Annotated in this window: 18 protein-coding genes; 1 reads left to right on the top strand and 17 read right to left on the bottom strand. The window is 38.3% G+C overall.

Annotated elements, in window-relative coordinates:
• Positions 1-268: 268 nt before the first annotated feature.
• The 7 genes from rpsO to gmk all read right to left on the bottom strand — a co-directional run bounded on the left by rpsO (position 269) and on the right by gmk (position 7,827).
• Positions 269-535, bottom strand: coding sequence for a 30S ribosomal protein S15 (gene rpsO / locus ACA100_RS03510; RefSeq protein WP_077925807.1), 267 nt, complete (start codon positions 533-535; stop codon positions 269-271).
• 94 nt (positions 536-629) lie between these two features.
• Entirely contained in the window at positions 630-1,145 is a 516-nt protein-coding gene (locus tag ACA100_RS03505; RefSeq protein WP_481078616.1) for a DUF192 domain-containing protein, read from the bottom strand.
• Complete coding sequence (locus ACA100_RS03500; RefSeq protein ID WP_481078615.1) at positions 1,096-2,316, bottom strand: ribosomal protein uL16 3-hydroxylase; 1,221 nt, start codon at positions 2,314-2,316, stop codon at positions 1,096-1,098. Before ACA100_RS03500 ends, ACA100_RS03505 begins: the two co-directional genes overlap by 50 nt.
• Positions 2,313-4,565, bottom strand: coding sequence for a CHASE2 domain-containing protein (locus ACA100_RS03495; RefSeq protein WP_481078614.1), 2,253 nt, complete (start codon positions 4,563-4,565; stop codon positions 2,313-2,315). The genes ACA100_RS03500 and ACA100_RS03495 overlap by 4 nt, the downstream gene beginning before the upstream one ends.
• An 88-nt stretch (positions 4,566-4,653) precedes the next feature.
• A complete protein-coding gene (locus tag ACA100_RS03490) occupies positions 4,654-6,843 on the bottom strand; it encodes a RelA/SpoT family protein (protein WP_481078613.1) in 2,190 nt (729 codons plus the stop codon).
• Positions 6,844-6,860: 17 nt separating this feature from the next.
• A complete protein-coding gene (rpoZ, locus tag ACA100_RS03485; RefSeq protein WP_481078612.1) occupies positions 6,861-7,121 on the bottom strand; it encodes a DNA-directed RNA polymerase subunit omega in 261 nt (86 codons plus the stop codon).
• Between the two features lie 73 nt (positions 7,122-7,194).
• On the bottom strand, positions 7,195-7,827 hold the full coding sequence (gmk, locus tag ACA100_RS03480; protein ID WP_481078611.1) for a guanylate kinase: 633 nt from the start codon (positions 7,825-7,827) through the stop codon (positions 7,195-7,197).
• Positions 7,828-8,008: 181 nt separating this feature from the next.
• Between gmk and ACA100_RS03475 the strand changes: the two genes are divergently transcribed.
• The gene (locus tag ACA100_RS03475) at positions 8,009-8,650 is read left to right on the top strand and encodes an invasion associated locus B family protein (protein ID WP_481078610.1); all 642 of its coding nucleotides are present in this window, start codon (positions 8,009-8,011) and stop codon (positions 8,648-8,650) included.
• Positions 8,651-8,727: 77 nt separating this feature from the next.
• Here ACA100_RS03475 and ACA100_RS03470 read toward each other — a convergent pair whose 3' ends face one another.
• From ACA100_RS03470 to nusG, 10 genes are all read right to left on the bottom strand, one after another.
• On the bottom strand, positions 8,728-9,468 hold the full coding sequence (locus ACA100_RS03470; RefSeq protein WP_481078609.1) for a tRNA threonylcarbamoyladenosine dehydratase: 741 nt from the start codon (positions 9,466-9,468) through the stop codon (positions 8,728-8,730).
• Between the two features lie 66 nt (positions 9,469-9,534).
• Complete coding sequence (locus ACA100_RS03465; protein WP_481078608.1) at positions 9,535-10,653, bottom strand: PilT/PilU family type 4a pilus ATPase; 1,119 nt, start codon at positions 10,651-10,653, stop codon at positions 9,535-9,537.
• A gap of 26 nt (positions 10,654-10,679) precedes the next feature.
• A complete protein-coding gene (gene nusB / locus ACA100_RS03460; RefSeq protein ID WP_481078607.1) occupies positions 10,680-11,111 on the bottom strand; it encodes a transcription antitermination factor NusB in 432 nt (143 codons plus the stop codon).
• 70 nt (positions 11,112-11,181) lie between these two features.
• Complete coding sequence (gene rpoC / locus ACA100_RS03455; RefSeq protein WP_481078606.1) at positions 11,182-15,336, bottom strand: DNA-directed RNA polymerase subunit beta'; 4,155 nt, start codon at positions 15,334-15,336, stop codon at positions 11,182-11,184.
• Between the two features lie 28 nt (positions 15,337-15,364).
• Positions 15,365-19,486, bottom strand: coding sequence for a DNA-directed RNA polymerase subunit beta (gene rpoB, locus ACA100_RS03450; protein WP_481079098.1), 4,122 nt, complete (start codon positions 19,484-19,486; stop codon positions 15,365-15,367).
• Between the two features lie 225 nt (positions 19,487-19,711).
• Entirely contained in the window at positions 19,712-20,080 is a 369-nt protein-coding gene (gene rplL / locus ACA100_RS03445) for a 50S ribosomal protein L7/L12 (RefSeq protein ID WP_481078605.1), read from the bottom strand.
• A 51-nt stretch (positions 20,081-20,131) separates the two neighbouring features.
• Positions 20,132-20,635, bottom strand: coding sequence for a 50S ribosomal protein L10 (rplJ, locus tag ACA100_RS03440; protein WP_481078604.1), 504 nt, complete (start codon positions 20,633-20,635; stop codon positions 20,132-20,134).
• 154 nt (positions 20,636-20,789) lie between these two features.
• A complete protein-coding gene (rplA, locus tag ACA100_RS03435; protein ID WP_481078603.1) occupies positions 20,790-21,482 on the bottom strand; it encodes a 50S ribosomal protein L1 in 693 nt (230 codons plus the stop codon).
• Position 21,483: 1 nt separating this feature from the next.
• Positions 21,484-21,915, bottom strand: a complete 432-nt coding sequence (gene rplK / locus ACA100_RS03430; RefSeq protein WP_077925822.1) for a 50S ribosomal protein L11 — start codon at positions 21,913-21,915, stop codon at positions 21,484-21,486.
• Positions 21,916-22,019: 104 nt separating this feature from the next.
• Positions 22,020-22,547, bottom strand: a complete 528-nt coding sequence (gene nusG / locus ACA100_RS03425) for a transcription termination/antitermination protein NusG (RefSeq protein WP_481078602.1) — start codon at positions 22,545-22,547, stop codon at positions 22,020-22,022.
• Positions 22,548-22,550 lie beyond the last annotated feature (3 nt).

Below are 22,550 nucleotides of genomic sequence, written 5' to 3'. Positions count from 1 at the left end.
TTTTTACCTTTCATATAGTTTTAAAAAATAAATTCGGTAAAAGTTCTTGATACCAAGGGAGCTGACAAAATATTCTGTAAATTACTTAATCATATTAGCTATCTTCACATTCATCGCCGTAGGCGAGGAATGTTATTTTAAAGAATACTTCCTATACAAAATACTCTGTCAGAACCCTTCAAAACCCTTTTACCACAAAAGAATGAAAGCCCTTACAGAAAAACTGCAAGGGCTGTTCACTACATATTCATACGCATAATATTCAATATTAGCGACGTAATTGTAAACGCTCAATCAAAGTTTGATAACGCGCTAAATCTTTACGCTTCAAGTAATCCAACAATTTACGACGTTGGTTTACCATTTGCAACAAACCGCGGCGAGAATGATGATCTTTCTTATGAGCATCAAAGTGAGCACGCAATGCGTTGATGTTGTTAGTCAATAGTGCAACTTGTACTTCAGGAGAACCTGTGTCGTTTTCACCACGTGCGAATTCAGCTACGATTGCTGCTTTTTTTTCTGTTGTTAACATAAAAAATAAAACTCCAAATAAATAATATGTGTGTCAATGGCGATGACAGCATAATTGTCGACGATTATACCGATTATTTTGTTAAAACAAAAGTCTAATCTATCTTTTTCAGTTGATCACCAATTTCAATTCCTAAGCGTTTTCTTTCACCTTTGCCGATCTCTAGCACATACTTACCTGGTGCTTTTGAAGGATATGATGGGCAATGATCTTGCAAACATGGTACTGCTTCTGCAAAATCAACCAAAACACCGTGTTCATTAAAGTACAAAATATCCAGCGGAATCTTTGTATTTTTCATCCAAAAGCTCAAAGGCTGTATCTGCTCAAATACAAATAACATGCCTTGATTCTCAGGCAAGATAAAACGATTCATTAAGCCATAAGACTGCGTTTGTCGTGTTGTTGCCAACTCTACCTGAATGGTCTTGTCATTGATAACAACATCAGCCAAGGGCAATTTTGATTGAACATGCTGTTCATCTCGTTCTTGCCAAAATTCGCCTGCTGTTGCGCATGATAATGAAAGTGCCAATAGCACTATCAAACTTTGTTTCCACTTAGTGATCATGATCGCAATCACCATCGCATTCATCGTGATCGTGATCATCACCATCAAAGAATGCCAAAATACCTTGGTTCACTAAATCCACAACAAATTCTGCTGCGACTTCATCTTTCAAAAACTGCAACATTTTACCTGGGCTATATTGGCGATTTTCACATAAGAACTGAACCAATTTAGTGTGTTTTTTGTCTAATGCAAAGCATTCACCATTGGCATACATCACAACTTCATCTACTGTTTCGCGGAAATACAATGAAACAGTTGGCACACGTTCGATATCTGCACCATCTTCCAATAAACCTTGAACTTCATCTGCGCTAAACTCTTCATCTAAAGTTTCAGGCTCTTGTCCTTCTTTACATTCACTCATGAAACGGCCAAACCAATCTGCCACTAAATCACGATTATTAGATAAGCCTTCTTGAATCACTTTCATTACGCGATCAATATCATCATCATTCAGTTCAGCTGAGAACTCACGTGGCAATAAATCAGCATCAGAATAACGCTCATCTGCGCCTGTGAATTGAATAATATCTTCCACAAAGTCATGAATCATTTCGCGATGTTTAGGTGCCCTAAAACCAACAGACCAAGTCATGCTCTCGCCAATCGCAACACCAAAGTGCCCAACTCTTGGTGGCAAATATAATAAATCGCCTGGTTCCACGATCCATTCTTCATGAACGTTGAATTTCTCAATTAAACGAATTGGCAAACCTTCCACAAAATCATTTTCAGAAACTTCATCATAGCTGATTTGCCATTTCTTTTTGCCCATGCCTTGAATCAAAAATACATCATAATCATCCCAATGCGCACCAACTGTACCTTCATCTACAGCATAACTCACTTGAAGATCATCCATTCTCCATTCAGGAATAAATCTAAAAGGATCTGATAAAACACGCATTTGCGGCATGAATTTTTCAACATCATTCACTAATAAAACCCATTTCTTCTCAGGCAAATTAGCAAAGTCTTTTTCTGCAAAAGGTCCACATTTTAATTCCCAATTGCGTTCTTCAAACACAAAACGGGAAGGTACACCTTCTTCACAACTTAAGCCCGCCACTTCATCTGGTGACATTGGGTCAACAAAATCATTAAATGCGTTCTTAACAAATAGCGGTTTTTTCTGCCAATAATCTCTGAAAAACTCTTCAATCGTCAATCCACCCAAAACTTTCATAGGTTTATTCGATTTTGTCATAAGAACATATCCTTTTTCGCTTTTTGATCTGAAATATAATTCGTCACTTCTTCCATAGAAGCGAGCGGTAAATAAAAATAGAATGTCGTACCAACATTTTCTTCTGAATCATAATGAATTGTGCCGCCCATTCTTTCAATAAAGGCTTTAGAAATACTTAAGCCCAAGCCTGTACCTTTAGAGCGATGCTTCGCATCATCAGCTTGTGCAAACTTCATAAAGACTTTATTTTTGAAACTTTCTGGAATGCCAACACCATAATCCTGAATTTCTACACGAACTCTTTTACCTTCTAAAATCACTCGTACATCAATCTTACTATCAGGTTTAGAGAATTTAGCTGCATTCGACAATAAATTACTCATCACTTGTGTTAAACGATCAGAATCACCCATCACATAAATTGGATAAGATGGTAACTCACCATCAATTTTAACACCTAAGTTTTGAGCATAAAGCTCATTAACTTCGATCGATTGACGTACAACGGTTACAATATCTGTTGTTTTTAAATGAAAATCTAAAGTACCCAATTGAATCTTCTGAATATCTAAAATATCATTCACTAAGCTTAAAAGACGTTCACTGTTACGCGTTGCTAGCTCTAGCAATTTTTGTGCTTTAATAGGAATTTCACCTGTGATACCACTACTCATCAAACCTAATGAGCCTTTAATAGATGTAATGGGGGTACGCAATTCATGAGAAACCGTCGCCACAAATTCTTGTGTAATAAATTCTGCACGTTTTTGGTCACTAATATCACGAATAATACATGCAAAACTATTATGATGATCTGACGCATTCAAACGTGAGAATAATAACGCTGTTGGAATGCCGTTATATCGTGGATTATTTGATGTCAAAACACACTCTAACTGACTAGATTCTCGTGTATTCACTAAAGCTCTAAAAATTTCTTTAGTATTAATCTGAGCACCGCCATGCGCTAAATCATATTTAAAATAGTGTTCAAGCGTTGCTGAATCTTCCACTGCTTCCAAATTAAAGAAATTCAATGCTGTACTATTTGCCGTAATGAGATGCCCATCTTCATCTGTAGATACAATACCGATCTGTAAACCATCCAATAAGACTTTTAGCTGTTCTTCACTGTCTCGTAAATCTGCCCAAATTTTTTCTTTCTCATTCATCTCCTGTGCTAAACGAAGATTAGAAATCACAAGCTTCTTGGTACGATCAGCAACATTCAAGTTTAAAGTTCGGTTCGCTTCTTTTAACCTAAAATGTATTTGTGCAATTGTGTATAAAAATATCACGCTGACCATCGCAAAAGAGAGTGCGATCGGCGAATACCAATAATTTTGAAAATAGAATAGAACAAAGGCACTCAGCGTTAGAAATATAATATAGAGGAGCAATAAAGCAACGGTCACTAAAGGCGATGCAAAAATTGCCACAACTGCGATCGCAGTAATGGATACAACCGTGACAACGCTATCAAATAATCCACTTGAATATTCTGTGATTGCCTTTTCGCGCAATGCTTCAAAAATAGAGGCTTGAACTTCCACACCTGTTTTAAAAGTGCTGTTTCGCAATGATGAACTTCTTAATCTCTCGCCAATGCCTGTTGCGCTTACGCCCACAAAAACAATTTTATCTTTGAACTCTGAAGGGTCAATTCTACCCATCAACACATCAGAAAATGAATAGGTTGGATAAGTTCGTTCAGAAGAATAAACATAACGAATGGGCTCATCTAATTGATCTTCATATAATTCTCTTGCCGTTTGCTTAGTTGGATCAACATCTGCAATGGCATTTAAAATGGCAAAAGAAAAACTCCGCATGCCATCCAAATAAGGATCAACAGAACGAACAACACCATCGCTATCAATATTAACTTCCACGTGTCCAAAATGAGCAATATCTTCAAAAGGCACTAAACCATCAGACGAAAAGAAAAGAGGTTTGGGTAGAACAACCGCCCCGTGTTTATCAATCGCTTTTGCAAGAATGGCATCACTTGAGCTGCTTTCAGTGAATAAAATATCATACGCAATCACTTTTACGCCCATGCGAGTTAATTCAGTAATTAATCCCGCATGATATGCTCGTGGCCATGGCCAAATTTTCTCCAATGCACGAATACTTTTATCATCGATGACAATCATGACAAGATCATTATCCTTATTCAAAGGCTTAGCTTTTTTTTCTATAAAGAAATCATACAAAGAATACGAAAGATTCTTGGTTACTGAAGAAGATTTAAAAAAGAAATACATCCCCATCATTGAGAATATCAAAATGCAGGCTGTTATTATAAGTCGAAAGCGACCTTTATCTTTATCGAACCAATTACGAACCAATGGATTAAGCCTCGTCGTTTTGCCGTCCTATTCGTACGACATTATCTAATTTTTTTAAATGTCGAAATACATTCGCTAAGAAAATTCTATCAGGTACATGTATAACCATCCAGATATGGCTGAAATCTCCATTGATCGACTGCGAACGTAAGTCGTTTATATTTATATCCATATCCACCAATGCCTTTGTAATTTCTGCAATCACACCACGCTGATTGCGAATAACGAAACAAAGCTTAACTGGGAATAGGGCCTTTTCTGTATTATGATTCCACGTTAATGGATAACAACGTTCTAAATGTTTTAATGCTTCTACTGCAATCTGACAATCTGTTCTATGTACAACTAATTTACTATGACGCGGTTGCCAATATCCCATAATATTATCACCAGGAATAGGATAGCAACAATCCCCAAAGACTAATTCTCTACCATTCGCACCATCAATTGTACCGCTATTTTGTTCTGTGTAATGTGAATGATTGAATTCTACATCCACATCCAAACCATGTGCTTCCAATCTATTAATAATGAAGGATGCTGGTCTTTTACCTGAACCAATCTCAGCATACATATCCTCCACTGATTCAATTTGTAATTCTTTGGCTAAACGATTCAACACAGCATCTGTTAAATGTGCCATTGGAATATTTTTCTGCTTCATAGCATTTTCTAATAAATTCTGTCCGATGACAACTGTATCATCACGACTTAATTTACTTAAATAACTACGAATAGCTGAACGTGCCTTTGCTGTTCTAACAAACTCCAGCCACATTGGATTTGGCTGAGCACTTTGAGATGTTTGAATCTCAACCGTTTGCCCTGTAATCAGGACTTGTGATACTGGTGCAAATTTAGCATCTACTTTAGCTGAAATACAATGGTTCCCGATATCCGAGTGAATTGCATATGCAAAATCTACCGCTGTGGATCCACGTGGCAATTCCATGATCCGACCATTGGGTGTAAACACATAGATCTCTGAAGGGAAAAGATCTTCCTTCATGGAAGCCATAAACTCTTCAGAAGATAACATGCTATTTTGCAACTCTGTGACGTAATTAAGCCATTCGCGTGTTTTATTTTTTGTATAAGTCTGTTCACGATACGCTTCGCCATAACGCCAATGCGCAGCCGCACCAGCTTCGGCAATAATATGCATCTCTCTTGTACGAATTTGCACTTCTACTGGCAGCATATTTGCGCCAAAAACAACGGTGTGCAAACTCTGATAACCATTCACTTTAGGAATGGCAATAAAATCTTTAAATCTTCCGATGATTGGCTTATTCAAACTATGAACAATGCCCAATACTCGATAACATTCATCCACACTATTCACAATGATTCTAATGGAGAAAATGTCAGATAACTGGCTCACAGCGCCACGTTTCTCTAATTTTTTATATAAACTCCAAGCATGCTTTTCACGAATAGAAATTCGTGCAGAAATCCCAACTGTGCTAAGTTTTTCTTGAATGGCATCACGAATAGTCTGAACCGTTGGACCTTGTGAAAAACGCTTCTTATTCACAAACTCCTGCAAAACACGATAACGCATGGGATAAATATTTTCAAAACAGAGATTTTCCAATTCAATCTGTAATGCAAACATCCCCAATCTTGCAGCGATTGGCGTATAGATATCCAAAGTATCACGCGCAATTCTACGCTTTTTATAAGGCGCCAAAGCACCCAATGTACGCATATTGTGTAATCGGTCAGCAAGTTTAACCATAATGACACGTAAATCTTTTGTCATCGCGAGAATCATTTTTCTAAAGTTCTCGGCTTTTGCTTCCAACTTAGAACTAAAACGAATCTTGGTTAATTTACTTACACCATCAACAATTTCTGCGGTTTCTCTACCAAATTTATCTTTAATTTCATCAAATGAGATATCTGTATCTTCAATCACATCATGAAGTACTGCACCTACAATTGAATGAATATCCAATTGAACTAACGTCAAAATTAACGCAACTTCAATGGGATGAAAAATATAAGGCTCACCAGAACTTCTTGATTGTCCTTGATGAGCCCAAGCTCCAAAAATACATGCTTCCCTAACCTTAGCTGTTTCAGCTTTAGTCATATATCGGCTAACACGGGATTCTAACTCTGCAACTTTCGCAAAAAATGCTTCATTCCAGAGTGCCATTTCTTCAGGGAGCTTGATTGGTTCCATCATAAGATCCAATACGCTAATTAAAATTCAAACGCTGTTTCTGGTTTGAAACTTTCAACAATCACTGGTTTTGGCTTCACATTCAGCTTTTTAATTTCATCGATCGTAATGAGTTCTTCGGCAATTTCACGAAGCGCCATGACAGTCACTTTTTCTTGGGTTGGTGGCAATTTAGTTTCTGCACCTAATGCTAATTGATGAGCACGACGAGAAGCCAATAATACCAATTGGAAACGGTTCTCTACTTTATCTAAACAATCTTCTACGGTTACACGTGCCATAAAATAAAACTCCTAAATTCTTACAGTATCTGTATTAATAATAACTAAAATATTAAGTTAGCGTATTGAAATATTATGATTGCAACAGTGATGAGATCAATAATTGATGACGTACTTTCTGATGATCTGCCTTTAAGCGCTCTGCCATAATGATCGAGCGTAAATTGGCTAATGCTAAATCAAAATCATCATTCACTACTAAATAATCAAAATCTTTATAATGCATGATCTGATTACTTGCATCTTTCATTCTATTTTCAACAACGGCAACACTATCTTCATTACGCGCAAACAATCGTGCACGCAATGTTTCTAATGATGGTGGCAAAATAAAAATAGTAATCGCTTCTGGATGGCTGATTCGCACTTGCTCAGCACCTTGCCAATCGATCACTAAAATAACATCCATGCCATGTCTCAATTTGGCTTTAACTTCTTTCCAAGATGTCCCATAGTGAGAGTTAAAAACCTGTGCTGTTTCAACAAATCCGCCTTCTTCTTTGAGTGCTAAAAATTCATCAGAAGATACAAAATGATAATGAATACCATTTTTTTCATTCGGTCTTGGCGCTCGTGTTGTATGTGTTACCACTCGGCTAATATCTGGTGTACATTCAAGTAATTGGCTGACCAAAGTCGTTTTCCCACCACCTGAAGGTGATGAAATGACGTAAAGATTGCCTAAGAACTTTTCGCGCTCACACATTTTTCACTCACTTTCTCTCGTATTTTAAGGAGCGACTATTATACAAAAATTACCTGCAACTTGTAAGACCAAACCTATAGAAAACTTCTTGAATACAAAGGATTTACCTTGATTTCATAACAAATATGCGTAGAATAATTCAACAGTTGACTATTTTTAACTTCATTTTAATGAGGATACTATGTTTAAAAAAGTAATGGCAGCAACGTTGATCTCTTCTGCACTATTAGTAGGTACAAATGCTCAACAAGCAAATGACTCAGTTTATAAAAAGAAATTCCAAGATTGGACTGTTGAATGTTTTGCAGGTAACAACGGAAAACAAGATTGCCAAATGTTCCACCAATCTACAATGGTTGCACCAGCGGACAAAGGTAAGAAAAAAGAAGAACAAAGACATGTGCCAATTTTAAGAGCATCTGTGACGTTGTTTGATAAAAATCCTGTCATGGTTTTTGCAGCACCTTTAGATGTTCAATTAAGCGAAGGTTTACAAATTCGTTTAAATAGCAATGATGATAAAGGTAAAATTTACATCACTGTTAAAGGCGAAGATGAAGCTGGTAAAGCTAAAGATATTGATACTGATATTGCACAAATCAACTTTGAGCGTTGTACAAACTTCGGCTGTATCGCAGCATTACCAATGGATGTAGACACAAAAGGTAAATTGTTAGATCAATTCAAAAAAGCTAACAACATGTTTGTAAACTTCACATTTGATGCAAATGCTAAAAAAGATAGCGAATTACACATCAAAGCAAAAGTACCATTAAGTGGCTTCTCAGCAGCTTATGCAGATTTATTAGAACAAGCTAAATAAATCTGAAGCGAGTCTTATGAATAAAAAAACCTGATGTTTAACATCAGGTTTTTTGTGGCAAAAATTTAATTATCCACTTACTTATCCACAATCTTATTCACAACATAACTTGCCATCATCATGCCCATTGTTGCTGTCATCATCACAATAGAACCATAACCAGCACAATTTAAACCACCCTTTCCTTTATGAGAACCTTGCATATTTTCTGTAGAAAATATCACGGGAACATTAAGCTTCCCCCCTTCTTTTCCTAAATGGTATTTCTTTTTTAAAGTTGCTTTTAAACTTGCACATAAAGGATCGTGATATGTTTTTGATAAATCATCCAACTTAAATGACTGCGCATCAATCTTTCCACCTGCTGCACCGCTGACAATAATCTTAAACTTATGACGCTTTGCCCAAGCAATGAGTGCCGCTTTTACGCGAACATTGTCAATTGCATCCACAATCCAACTGTTTTTATGATCAAAATGTCCTAATAATTCATCCAGATTTTCTTCTGTTAGAAAGTCATCTATCAATGTCACATGACAATTTTCATTAATTTCTTGAATACGCTGAGCCATCACTTCTATTTTAGATTCTCCCAAGGTTGAAGATAATGCTGGCAGCTGTCGATTGATATTACTTTCAGCAACAACATCCAAATCTATCAATATTAAATGACCAATACCTGATCGAGCTAATGCTTCAACACACCATGATCCCACGCCACCAACACCTGCAACAATAACGTGTGCTTGCTGTAAAATATCTGTCGCATCTTTCTGATATAAACGATTTAAGCCTGAAAAACGGCGCTCATAATCCATAATATTTCCCAATAAAAAAGCACCAATAACATTGCTATCAGTGCTTGATTTCATTATTCAAATAAATTAATACTCTTTTAATTTAAACTTTGCTTCAGCTTTTAAGTCTTCACGGCTGACACCACGAACATCACCCATACGAATGCGTAATGATACGTTATTTTTAGAGTCTGCATTCGCGATCGCTTCATCTGCAGAAATTAAGCCTTTAACATACATATCATACAATGCTTGGTCAAATGTACGCATACCTGTTGTACCACCATTTTCCATTGCATCTGGAATCGTATCTAACTTACCTTTCATGATTAATTCTTGAATGTATGGCGTGTTCAACATCACTTCTACCGCTGGTAATAATTTACCATCCACACCTTTCACTAAACGCTGAGAAATAATCGCCTTAATATTTAATGACAAGTCCACTAACAACTGTGCTCGTGCAGATTCAGGAAAAAAGTTCACAATTCTATCTAAAGCACCAATTGCATTATTCGCATGCAATGTGGTTAAACATAAGTGCCCCGTGATGGAGAAGTTAATCACAGCTTTCATAATTTCAGTGTTACGAACCTCACCCACCAAAATTACATCGGGAGCTTCACGCATTGCTGATTCCAATGCTTTTTCATAACTATGTGTATCTAAACCTACTTCACGTTGCCCAATAATCGAACGTTTGTGTTCATATACAAATTCAATGGGATCTTCTACTGTTAAAATATGACCTGCTGTATGAGTCGCACGATAATCAATCATGGAGGCTAAACTGGTTGATTTACCACTTCCTGTTGAACCCACAACTAAAATTAAGCCACGCTTTTCCATAATGATATCTTTAAATATCTCTGGAACATGGAGATCTTCCATTTTTGGAATCACAGCTTTAACATAACGAATCACCATACCATATTCGTTACGCTGTTTAAAAATATTCACCCTAAAACGTGAACCATCATCCAATTTAATTGCAAAATTCAATTCCAGTTCTTGGTTGAATTCAGCAGCCTGCGCTTCTGTCAATAGCGCAAAAATCGCACTTTTAACGGCATCTGCGGATAATGTTTCACGGCTTAACGGATGTACAACACCACTTAATTTGATACAAATAGGTGCATTCGGATACATAAAAAGATCCGAACCATTCTTTTCTACCATAAAGCGGAGAAAGGGAGAAATGTCCATTATACGATTCCCTATTTATAAATTATTTATTGATAATCTATTCTAACTTTCTTTGCGACCTTATCAAGAACACCATTAATAAATTTATAACTTTGATCCCCACCAAACTTTTTCGCTAAATTTACTGATTCATTGATGATCACTTTATATGGCGTTTCTGGATGCGTTAATAACTCATAGCAACCCAACCATAATACAGCTTTTTCTACTAAATCTAATTGATCAATTGGACGATCCAATAATGGTTCAATTAATTCATTTGCCTCAGCTTGGCCTCGAATTGCACCACGAACCATATTTGAGAATGCTTCTCTGTTTGCTTTAACAAAATCAGGGTTTTCTGCAAGATGACGTTCGACTTCTTCCACTTGGCATTGTGATACTTGCCACTCATATAAACCCTGAAGAGCAAAACGTCTAGCCCACATCATGCGTTCAAATTCACGTTTATTTGACATCCTATTTTCCTCATAAACAATAAAAGCATCTAGGAGTAGATGCTTTTATAATGATATTTAAAACTCTGTATTACTCAGCACTGATGAATAATTCTGTGCCTTCGTGCTCTTGTTCTCTCTCTTTACGGCGCTCATCATGATAAGCCAAACCCGTACCAGCAGGGATCAAACGACCAACAATTACGTTCTCTTTCAAACCACGTAATTCATCACGTAAGCCACGTACAGATGCTTCTGTTAACACGCGAGTCGTTTCTTGGAACGATGCCGCAGAGATGAAGCTTTCTGTCGCCAATGATGCTTTCGTAATACCCAATAAAATTGGTTCATACGTTGCAGGTACTTTACCTTCTTTAATCAAGCGAGCATTTTCACGAAGCATTTGAGTTTTTTCAACTTGCTCACCTTTGATGTACTCAGAATCATTTGCTTCCACGATTTCAACTTTACGCAACATCTGGCGAATGATCACTTCAATATGTTTATCAGAGATTTTTACACCTTGTAAACGGTAAACGTCTTGAATTTCTTTCACTAAGTAAGCAGCCAATTCTTTAACGCCTAACAAACGCAAAATATCGTGTGAGCTCAATTCACCATCAACGATGATTTCACCTTTCTCAACGCTTTCACCTTCAAACACGTTGATAGTACGCCATTTAGGAATCAACTCTTCGTAAGTATTACCTTCACGATCCGTTAATACCAAACGCTGCTTACCTTTAGTTTCCTTACCAAAGCTCACGATACCTGAAATTTCTGCCAAGATAGCAGCTTCTTTAGGACGACGTGCTTCAAACAAGTCCGCAACGCGTGGCAAACCACCCGTGATATCACGTGTTTTCGATGATTCTTGTGGAATACGTGCTAATACATCACCTACAGATACTGGTGCATTATCATTCAACGAAACGATCGCACCTACTGGCAATGTATAGATCGCAGCGATGTCAGTACCTGGCAATGTTAATGCATCACCATTGGCATCCACAACATGAATTGCAGGACGTTTATCCTTACCTGCGCCACGTGATTTAGAATCCAATACGCTTAAGTGAGTTAAACCTGTAATTTCATCCGTTTGTTTCTGAACATTGATACCTTCATCAAAGTCTTCAAACTTAACAAAACCTGTCACTTCTACAACTACTGGATATGTATGCGGATCCCATGTTGCAACAATATCACCAACATTAACTGTTTCGCCTTCGCCTACTGCTAAAGTAGAACCGTAAGGTACTTTATAGCGTTCGCGGTTACGACCGAATTCATCCGTAATGATGATTTCACCTGAACGAGATGTTGATACCAATTGATTTTCTGTATTTTTAACAGTTTTCATCTTAACAAGTTTCAACAAACCTTTTGTTTTAACTTGTACACTTGAAACAGCTGCAGAACTAGATGCTGTACCACCGATATGGAACGTACGCATTGTTAACTGAGTACCTGGTTCACCGATTGATTGTGCTGCGATAACACCTACAGATTCACCTGGGTTCACCAAATGACCACGACCTAAGTCACGGCCATAACATTTAGCACACAAACCGTGTAAGTTGTCACATGTGATAGCAGAGCGAACGATCATTTCATCCACACCTTTATCATCTAACATTTCAGCCGCAGCTTCGTCGATCAATGTACCCGCTGGGAACAATACTTCATCAGAACCTGGAATGTAAACGTCTTGAGCTGTTACTAAACCTAATACACGCTCACTCAAACGTTCGATAACATCGCCACCTTCAACAGTTGGAGTCATCAATAAGCCATCTGTTGTACCACAATCTTCGCTCACAACCACTAAGTCTTGCGCAACGTCAACTAAACGACGTGTCAAGTAACCTGAGTTTGCTGTTTTCAATGCCGTATCCGCCAAACCTTTACGAGCACCATGCGTTGATACGAAGTATTGAAGAACGTCTAGACCTTCACGGAAGTTTGCTGTGATTGGCGTTTCAATGATCGAACCATCTGGTTTTGCCATCAAACCACGCATACCAGCTAACTGACGAATCTGCGCCGCACTACCACGAGCACCAGAGTCGGCCATCATAAAGATAGAGTTAAATGAATCTTCTAAGATTTCATTGCCATCTGCATCAATATTGCGATCTTTACTCAAGTTTTTCATCATCGTTTTGGCAACTTCTTCATTTGTACGAGACCAAATATCGATAACTTTATTATAACGCTCACCGTTTGTTACCAAACCTTGTGCATATTGTTCTTGAACTTCTTTTACTTCTGCTTCTGCATCACTGATAATGCCAGCTTTTTCATCTGGAATCACCATATCCTCATAACCAACTGAAGAACCTGAACGCATTGCGTAATAGAAACCTGTATACATCAAACGGTCAGCAAAGATAACTGTATCTTTCAAACCTAAACGACGATACGCTTGGTTAATTAAATTAGAAATGACTTTCTTAGTCAATGCACGATCAATCAACGCAAAAGGTAAGCCTTTTGGTAATACATCTGATAATAATACGCGACCAACTGTTGTTTCAACACGACGTACTTTTTCGCCTTCTTGTGCATCTTCAAACATATAAGCAGGTAAACGCACTTGAATTTTCGCATGTACCGCAACTTCTTTCGCTTGGTATGCACGCAATACTTCTGCGTAATCAGCGAAGATCATACCTTCACCTTTTACACGAGCACGGTCACGAGTCATATAGTACAAGCCCAAAACAACGTCCTGTGAAGGAACGATGATTGGTTCACCATTTGCTGGTGACAAAATGTTATTTGAAGACATCATCAATGCGCGAGCTTCTAATTGCGCTTCGATTGACAAAGGTACGTGAACCGCCATTTGGTCACCATCGAAGTCGGCATTGAACGCTGTACATACTAATGGATGCAACTGGATTGCTTTACCTTCAATCAAAATTGGTTCAAACGCTTGAATACCCAATCTATGCAATGTAGGTGCACGGTTCAATAATACTGGATGTTCTGAAATCACCTCTTCCAAAACGTCCCAAACTTCTGGCGCTTCTTTCTCTACTAATTTCTTAGCTGCTTTAATTTTTACAGCAATACCACGAGAAATCAATTTAGAGAAGATGAATGGTTTGAATAATTCCAAAGCCATTTTTTTCGGTAAGCCACACTGGTGTAAACGTAACGTAGGACCAACTACGATTACAGAACGACCTGAGTAGTCAACACGTTTACCCAATAAGTTCTGGCGGAAACGACCTTGCTTACCTTTGATCATATCTGCCAAAGATTTCAATGGACGTTTGTTAGTACCCGTAATTGCACGGCCACGACGTCCATTGTCTAACAATGAGTCTACAGCTTCTTGCAACATACGTTTTTCGTTACGAACGATGATATCTGGTGCGCTTAATTCCAATAAACGCTTCAAACGATTATTACGGTTGATAACGCGACGATACAAATCATTCAAGTCTGATGTTGCAAAACGACCACCATCCAAAGCAACCAATGGACGTAAATCTGGTGGTAATACTGGCAATACAGTCAAGATCATCCATTCTGGCTTATTACCAGATTGAATGAATGATTCGATCAATTTCAAACGTTTAGATAAACGTTTGAATTTAGTTTCTGAACCTGTTTCTTCCAATTCTTCACGTAGTCGAGAAACTTCTTGTTCCATATCCAAAGCTTTCAATAGATCTAGAATTGCTTCTGCACCCATTTTTGCTTCAAATTCATCACCATGCTCTTCAATGATGTCTAAGAATTCTTCATCCGTTAAGATTTGACCTTGCTCTAATGGTGTCATCCCTGGATCTGTAACAACGAATGATTCGAAATATAAGATTTTTTCGATATCACGCAATGTCATATCCAATAACAAGCCGATACGGCTTGGTAATGATTTCAAATACCAAATGTGTGCAACTGGAGCAGCTAAATCAATGTGCCCCATTCTTTCACGACGCACTTTAGCAACTGTAACTTCTACACCACATTTCTCACACACTACACCGCGGTGTTTCAAACGTTTGTATTTACCACACAAACATTCGTAATCTTTTACTGGCCCGAAGATACGAGCACAGAATAGACCATCACGCTCTGGTCTAAATGTACGGTAGTTGATTGTTTCTGGCTTTTTAACTTCACCAAATGACCACGAACGGATCATTTCTGGTGATGCTAAACCGATTTTAATCGCATCAAAGTTCTTAACATTGTCCGAACTTTTAAATAAATTCATTAAATCTTTCATTGTTCATTAGTTCCTATGCTTAAAGAGATTACTCACCATCTAACTCTACATTGATACCAAGAGAACGAATCTCTTTAACGAGAACGTTGAACGATTCTGGCATACCCGTATCCATACGATGCTCTCCATTCACAATACTCTTATAAACTTCCGTACGACCAACAACGTCATCCGACTTAACTGTCAACATTTCTTGTAATGTATATGATGCACCATAAGCTTCCAACGCCCAAACTTCCATCTCACCGAAACGCTGACCACCAAACTGAGCTTTACCACCCAATGGCTGCTGCGTTACTAATGAGTAAGGGCCTGTAGAACGAGCATGCATCTTATCATCAACTAAGTGATTCAATTTCAACATGTACATGTAACCAATTGTTACAGGACGATCAAACGCATCACCTGTGCGACCATCGAACAATGTGATTTGACCAGATTCTGGTAAATCAGCCAAACGCAACATGCGACGCATTTCTTCTTCAGATGCACCATCAAATACTGGCGTTGCCATTGGCACACCATTTTTCAAGTTGTGGCACAATTCTAAGAATTGATCATCATTGAAATCATTCAAATCAACCTTCTGCGCACTTTCATCTTTGTTATAAATTTCATCAATAAAACCACGTAGATCAGTCATCGCAGACTTCTCTTCCAACATCTTCTGGATCTTATTACCTAAACCTTTTGCAGCCCAGCCTAAATGTGTTTCCAAAATCTGTCCGATGTTCATACGCGAAGGAACACCCAATGGATTCAAACAGATATCAACTGGTGTACCATCTTCCATGTATGGCATATCTTCTTCTGGAACAATCATAGAAACAACACCTTTGTTTCCGTGACGACCAGCCATCTTATCACCTGGTTGAATACGACGTTTAACCGCAAGATAAACTTTCACCATTTTCAATACGCCTGGCGCTAATTCATCACTTTGGATTAATTTTTCACGTTTTTCTTCAAATTGCTTGTCGAACTCTTTACGTTGCTGTGACATCAATTCTTTCAATTGTGCCAAGTCATTTGCGGCATCTTCTTCTTTCAATGCTAAGCTCAACCATTCTTCACGGTTTAGACCCAATAAGTAATCTTCAGTGAAGTTGCTACCTGCTTTGAATCCTCTGTTACCCGCAGCTGCGACATTTGACATCAACAAGCGTTGTGCGCGATCGAACAAGTCATCTTCCAAAATACGCAATTGATCGTTCAAATCTTTACGAACACGTTTTAATTCAGTGGCTTCGATTTCACGAGTACGGCTATCTTTTTCGATGCCATCGCGTGTAAATACACGCACATCAATAACAGTACCATCCATACCAGTTGGTACACGTAAAGATGTATCTTTAACATCTGATGCTTTATCACCAAAGATCGCGCGCAATAATTTTTCTTCTGGCGTTAATTGTGTTTCACCTTTTGGAGAAACTTTACCCACCAAAATATCACCAGCTTTAACTTCAGCACCGATGAATGCCATACCAGCTTCATCTAATTTTGTTAATGCAGCTTCTGATACGTTAGGGATATCCGAAGAAATCTCTTCTGGGCCTAACTTAGTATCACGTGCCACACATGTTAATTCTTCAATGTGGATTGTTGTGAAACGATCTTCACGAACAACGCGTTCAGAGATCAAGATGGAATCTTCGTAGTTATAACCATTCCATGGCATGAATGCTACTAAGATGTTTTGACCCAATGCCAATTCACCTAAATCTGTTGATGGACCATCTGCCATAACATCTTTAGCTGATACACGATCACCTACTTTTACTAATGTACGTTGGTTGATACATGTGCTCTGGTTAGAACGCATATATTTCGTCAAGTTATAGATATCAACACCAGCTTCGCCAGCTTTAGTCTCTTCTTCATTAACACGAACAACGATGCGAGTCGCATCTACATAATCAACGATACCGCCACGTTTAGCAACAATACATACACCTGAGTCACGAGCAACTGTACTTTCAATACCTGTACCAACCAATGGCTTATCAGAACGCAATGTTGGAACCGCTTGACGTTGCATGTTCGATCCCATCAATGCACGGTTAGCATCGTCGTGTTCCAAGAATGGAATCAATGCAGCGGCAACTGATACGATCTGACGTGGTGAAACGTCCATGTATTGAATTTGATTTTGTGTCAAAAGAATGAATTCACCGTTCACATGCGATGCAATTAAGTCATCCATGAACTCGCCCTGTTCATTCAAGCGAGCATTTGCCTGAGCGATACCAAATTCCATTTCTTCATAGGCTGACAAGTATTCAATTTCATTCGTTACTTTGCCATCGATCACTTTACGATATGGTGTTTCTAAGAAACCATATTCATTAGTACGCGCATAACATGCTAATGAGTTGATCAAACCGATGTTTGGACCTTCAGGTGTTTCGATTGGACATACACGACCATAGTGAGTTGTATGAACGTCTCGAACTTCAAAGCCCGCACGCTCACGCGTCAAACCACCAGGACCTAATGCTGAAATACGGCGTTTATGCGTGATTTCTGACAATGGGTTGTTCTGATCCATAAACTGAGACAACTGAGAAGAACCAAAGAATTCTTTCATTGCTGCTGCAACGGGTTTTGCATTCACTAATTCATGTGGCGTCAAACCTTCTGCTTCAGCCAATAATAAACGTTCTTTAACAGCACGTTCAATACGAACTAAACCAATACGGAATGTATTTTCAGCCATTTCACCAACACAACGCACACGACGGTTACCTAAGTGATCCACGTCATCTACAGTGCCATTACCGTTACGAATGTCTACCAATGTTTTGATAACTTCGATGATATCTTCGTTCGATAATGTACCTTCACCAACATCAGTGCCACGACCTAAACGACGATTAAATTTCATACGGCCAACAGCAGATAAATCATAACGATCAATATCAAAGAACAAGCTGTGGAACAATGTTTCTGCAACTTCTTTCGCTGGTGGTTCGCCAGGACGCATCATGCGGTAAATTTCAACTTGTGCTTCTAACTGAGTTTTAGTTAAATCAGCACGTAAAGTATCAGAAATATAAGAACCACGATCAACATCATTTGTATACAATACATTGATACGCTTGATATTTTTCTGTGCCAAACGCTCAACAATTAAATCATATGTTAATACTTCGTTCGCCAACAACAATACTTCGCCTGTATCTTCATCAAAGATATCTTCAGCAATCACTTTACCAATCAAATATTCAACTGGCACTTCTAATTTTTCAACACCCGCTTTTGTTAATTCGCGAATGTGTTTCGCAGTAATACGACGGCCACGCTCAGCAACCAATTGACCATCCACCATGATGTCAAATGCAGCAATTTCACCACGTAAACGATCTGCGATCAATTCTAAGTAAACTTTACCATCTTCAAATAGGAATGCATTCTTCTCAAAGAATGTATTCAAAATTTCTGTATCGCTCATACCTAATGCACGAAGCAAGATAGTCGCGTGCAATTTACGACGACGATCGATACGAACAAATAATAAATCTTTAATATCGAATTCAAAATCTAACCACGAACCACGATAAGGAATCACACGAGCAGAGAATAATAATTTACCTGAGGAATGGCTTTTCCCTTTATCATGATCAAAAAACACACCTGGTGAACGATGTAACTGAGATACAACAACACGCTCAGTACCATTGATTACAAATGTACCATTTTCTGTCATTAGCGGTAATTCACCTAGATAAACACCACCACGACCGAAACGATCAATGCTCGCTTCGCGAACTTCTTTAATCACACCTGTATCAGCATCAGAAATTCTTAAGCGCATACCAACACGCAACGGTGCTGAATAAGTTACGCCGCGCAACTGACATTCACGAACATCAAATTCTGGCTCGCCCATGTGATAATCAACAAATTCCAAGCTCAACGTATAACCTGGTGCAGTCGGCGTCTTTGCTTTTGTTGTTGTAATAGGGAAAATAGATTCGAAGGCAGCTTGTAAGCCTTGGTTTTTACGCTTCTTACGATTTTCACCCTGTTGAAGGAAATTTTCGTATGAATCTAATTGAATCGATAAAAGATATGGAACATCTAAAACACTGGATTGTTTCCCAAAATCTTTACGGATACGTTTTTTTTCTGTAAAAGAATACATTATCAAATCCTCAAGGCTTACTAAATTAAAGGGTAAACTAGAAAAAGAATATCGTTATTGTTATCTTGAGACTGATACACTTTTTCTAGTTTACAATAGAGACAAGCTACTAAAGGCCAGTGGTTTTCCACTAGCCTTTGTCGTAAACATATCTCTAGATATAAATCATCAAATTACAAATTTCCTAAACAATTAGACAGAAATTCAGTCTATTACTAGAAACAGTAATTATTTCAATTCTACTGCAGCACCAGCTTCTTCAAGTTGTTTCTTGATTTCTTCTGCTTCAGCTTTTTCAACGCCTTCTTTAACAGTTGCAGGAACGCCTTCAACCATTGCTTTAGCTTCACCTAGGCCTAAACCTGTGATACCACGAACAACTTTGATTACGTTTACTTTGTTAGAACCAAAGCTTGTCATAACAACGTCAAAATCTGTTTTTTCTTCAGCAGCAGCAGCACCAGCAGCAGGACCAGCAGCTACAGCTACAGCAGCAGTTACGCCGAATTTTTCTTCGATTGCAGAAATCAATTCCATGATTTCAGCAGTTTTCATTTCTTCAATTGCATTTAAAATATCATCTTTAGAAATAGACATTTTAGACTCCTAAAAAATTAATAAATAATAATCTGTTTAAAACAAATAGCATTAAGCTGCTTCTTTCTGATCGCGAACTGCTGCCAAAGTAGCTGCCAATTTTTGTACAGGCGCTTTGAGCACAGCAAGGAACATAGAGATAGCTTGATCTTTCGTTGGAAGAGATGCGATACGCTCAAGAGCGCTACCATCATAAAGCTCACCATCATGAACAATTGCTTTCACAACCATTTTTTCGTGTGCTTTTTCTTTCAAGAACTCGTGGATTGCACGAACACCTGATACTGGATCTTCTTCGTTCAAAGAGAACGCAAGAATGATAGGACCAGTTAGTTGATCGTTAATACTTTCAAAACTGCTATTTGTTAACGCACGCTTAGCTAAGCTGTTTTTTACAACACGGAGATAAACATCACTTTGACGAGCTTTTTCACGTAAAGTCGACAATTGTGATACTGTTAATCCATGATATTCAGCAGCAACTAATGAATGCGCACGACCTGCAATTTCAGAAACTTCAGCAACAACTGCTTGTTTTTCTTGTAAAGTTAACATACGTCACCATAAGTAGTTATTAAACATCCCTTATTCGGGGCCTTACGGATCACTATTAGTTAGGTCACCGTCTACGTAGAACATTAAGCCTTGCGGCATCTACGGTCTCAGACACTTCCTGCCATATTGCTACAGCAAGAAGTTCTAATCTGAATTAGATTGATGAAGCATCAACCATTAAGCCTGGACCCATCGTTGAAGATATAGTCACACGCTTCAAATAAACACCTTTAGCAGATGATGGCTTCAAACGGTTTACTTCAGTGATCAATGCTTTCAAGTTTTCTTGCAATTTAACTGCGTCGAAATCTACTTTACCGATTGATGCATGAACAATACCGTTTTTGTCAGTTCTGAAACGAACCTGACCAGATTTAGCATTTTTTACCGCACCAGCAACATCTGGAGTTACTGTACCAACTTTAGGGTTAGGCATTAAACCACGTGGACCTAATACTTGACCCAATTGGCCTACAATACGCATTGCATCTGGAGAAGCGATCACAACATCGAAATCCATGTTGCCAGCTTTGATGCTTTCTGCTAAATCTTCGAAACCTACTACGTCTGCACCAGCAGCTTTAGCTGCTTCTGCATTTGCGCCTTGAGCAAATACAGCTACGCGAACTGTCTTACCAGTACCGTTAGGCATAACTGTAGCACCACGAACCACTTGATCGCTTTTACGTGGATCTACACCCAAGTTCAAAGCAACATCAACTGATTCTAAAAATTTCGCTTGTGGCAATTTAGCCAACAATTCAAAAGCTTCTACCGCTGAGTAAACTTTTTGACCATCTACTAATTCGCTGATAGCTTTTGCACGCTTAGTTAATTGCTTAGCCATATTATAGACCCTCCACTTCAATACCCATTGAACGAGCAGAACCCGCTAATGTACGTACTTTTGCTTCTAATGTTGCGCCAGAAAGATCTGCACCTTTAGTTTCTGCAATTTCCTCTAACTGTTGGCGAGTTACTTTACCAACTTTTTTAGTATTAGGATTTGAGCTACCAGATTTCAATCCTGCTGCTTTTTTCAACAAATAAGCTGCTGGTGGAGTTTTCTTGATGAACGTAAATGAACGATCGTTGTAAACGGTAATTACAACTGGCAATGGCATGCCAACTTCCATTTGCTGAGTTTCAGCATTGAAAGCTTTACAGAATTCCATAATATTTACACCATGTTGACCCAATGCTGGACCAATTGGTGGAGCAGGGTTAGCTTTACCAGCTGGAACCTGCAATTTGATATAAGCCGTTACTTTCTTGGCCATGTCTATCTCCTAAAAACGGGTCAACGCAACTTTCATTGCTCCCCAATAACAAAAGGTTTGAGATTATACATAATATATTCTCAAACCACAATTTAAATATTTTATCAACCTTTTTCGACTTGGAAAAATTCCAATTCAACTGGCGTAGCACGACCAAAAATCATCACAGATACAATTAGACGGCCTTTTTCTGGTAAAATCTCTTCAACTACACCATTAAATTCTGCAAATGGACCATCAATAACACGAACTGACTCACCCACTTCAAATAGAACTTTCAACTTAGGACCTTCTTCTGCCTCAGCCATTCTATCTAAAATACGATTGGCTTCTTTTGTAGTAATTGGCATCGGACGATCACCTGTTCCCCCAATAAAACCAATAACTTTTGGTGTATTTTTCACCAAGTGCCACGTATCATCATTCATTTCCATCTCAACTAATACATAACCAGGAAAGAATTTACGTTCACTTTTACGTTTTTTTCCATCACGAACATCTACAACTTCTTCAGATGGAACAATAATTTCACCAAAAAAATCATCCAAACCTGCACGAGCAACATATTCTTTGAGTGCTTTCATTACCTGATTTTCATAACCAGAGTAAGCTTGAATCACATACCAACGCATCTC

Source organism: Wohlfahrtiimonas sp. XWW7 (assembly GCF_056716055.1).
This window is presented reverse-complemented; position numbering and strand designations above follow the sequence as displayed.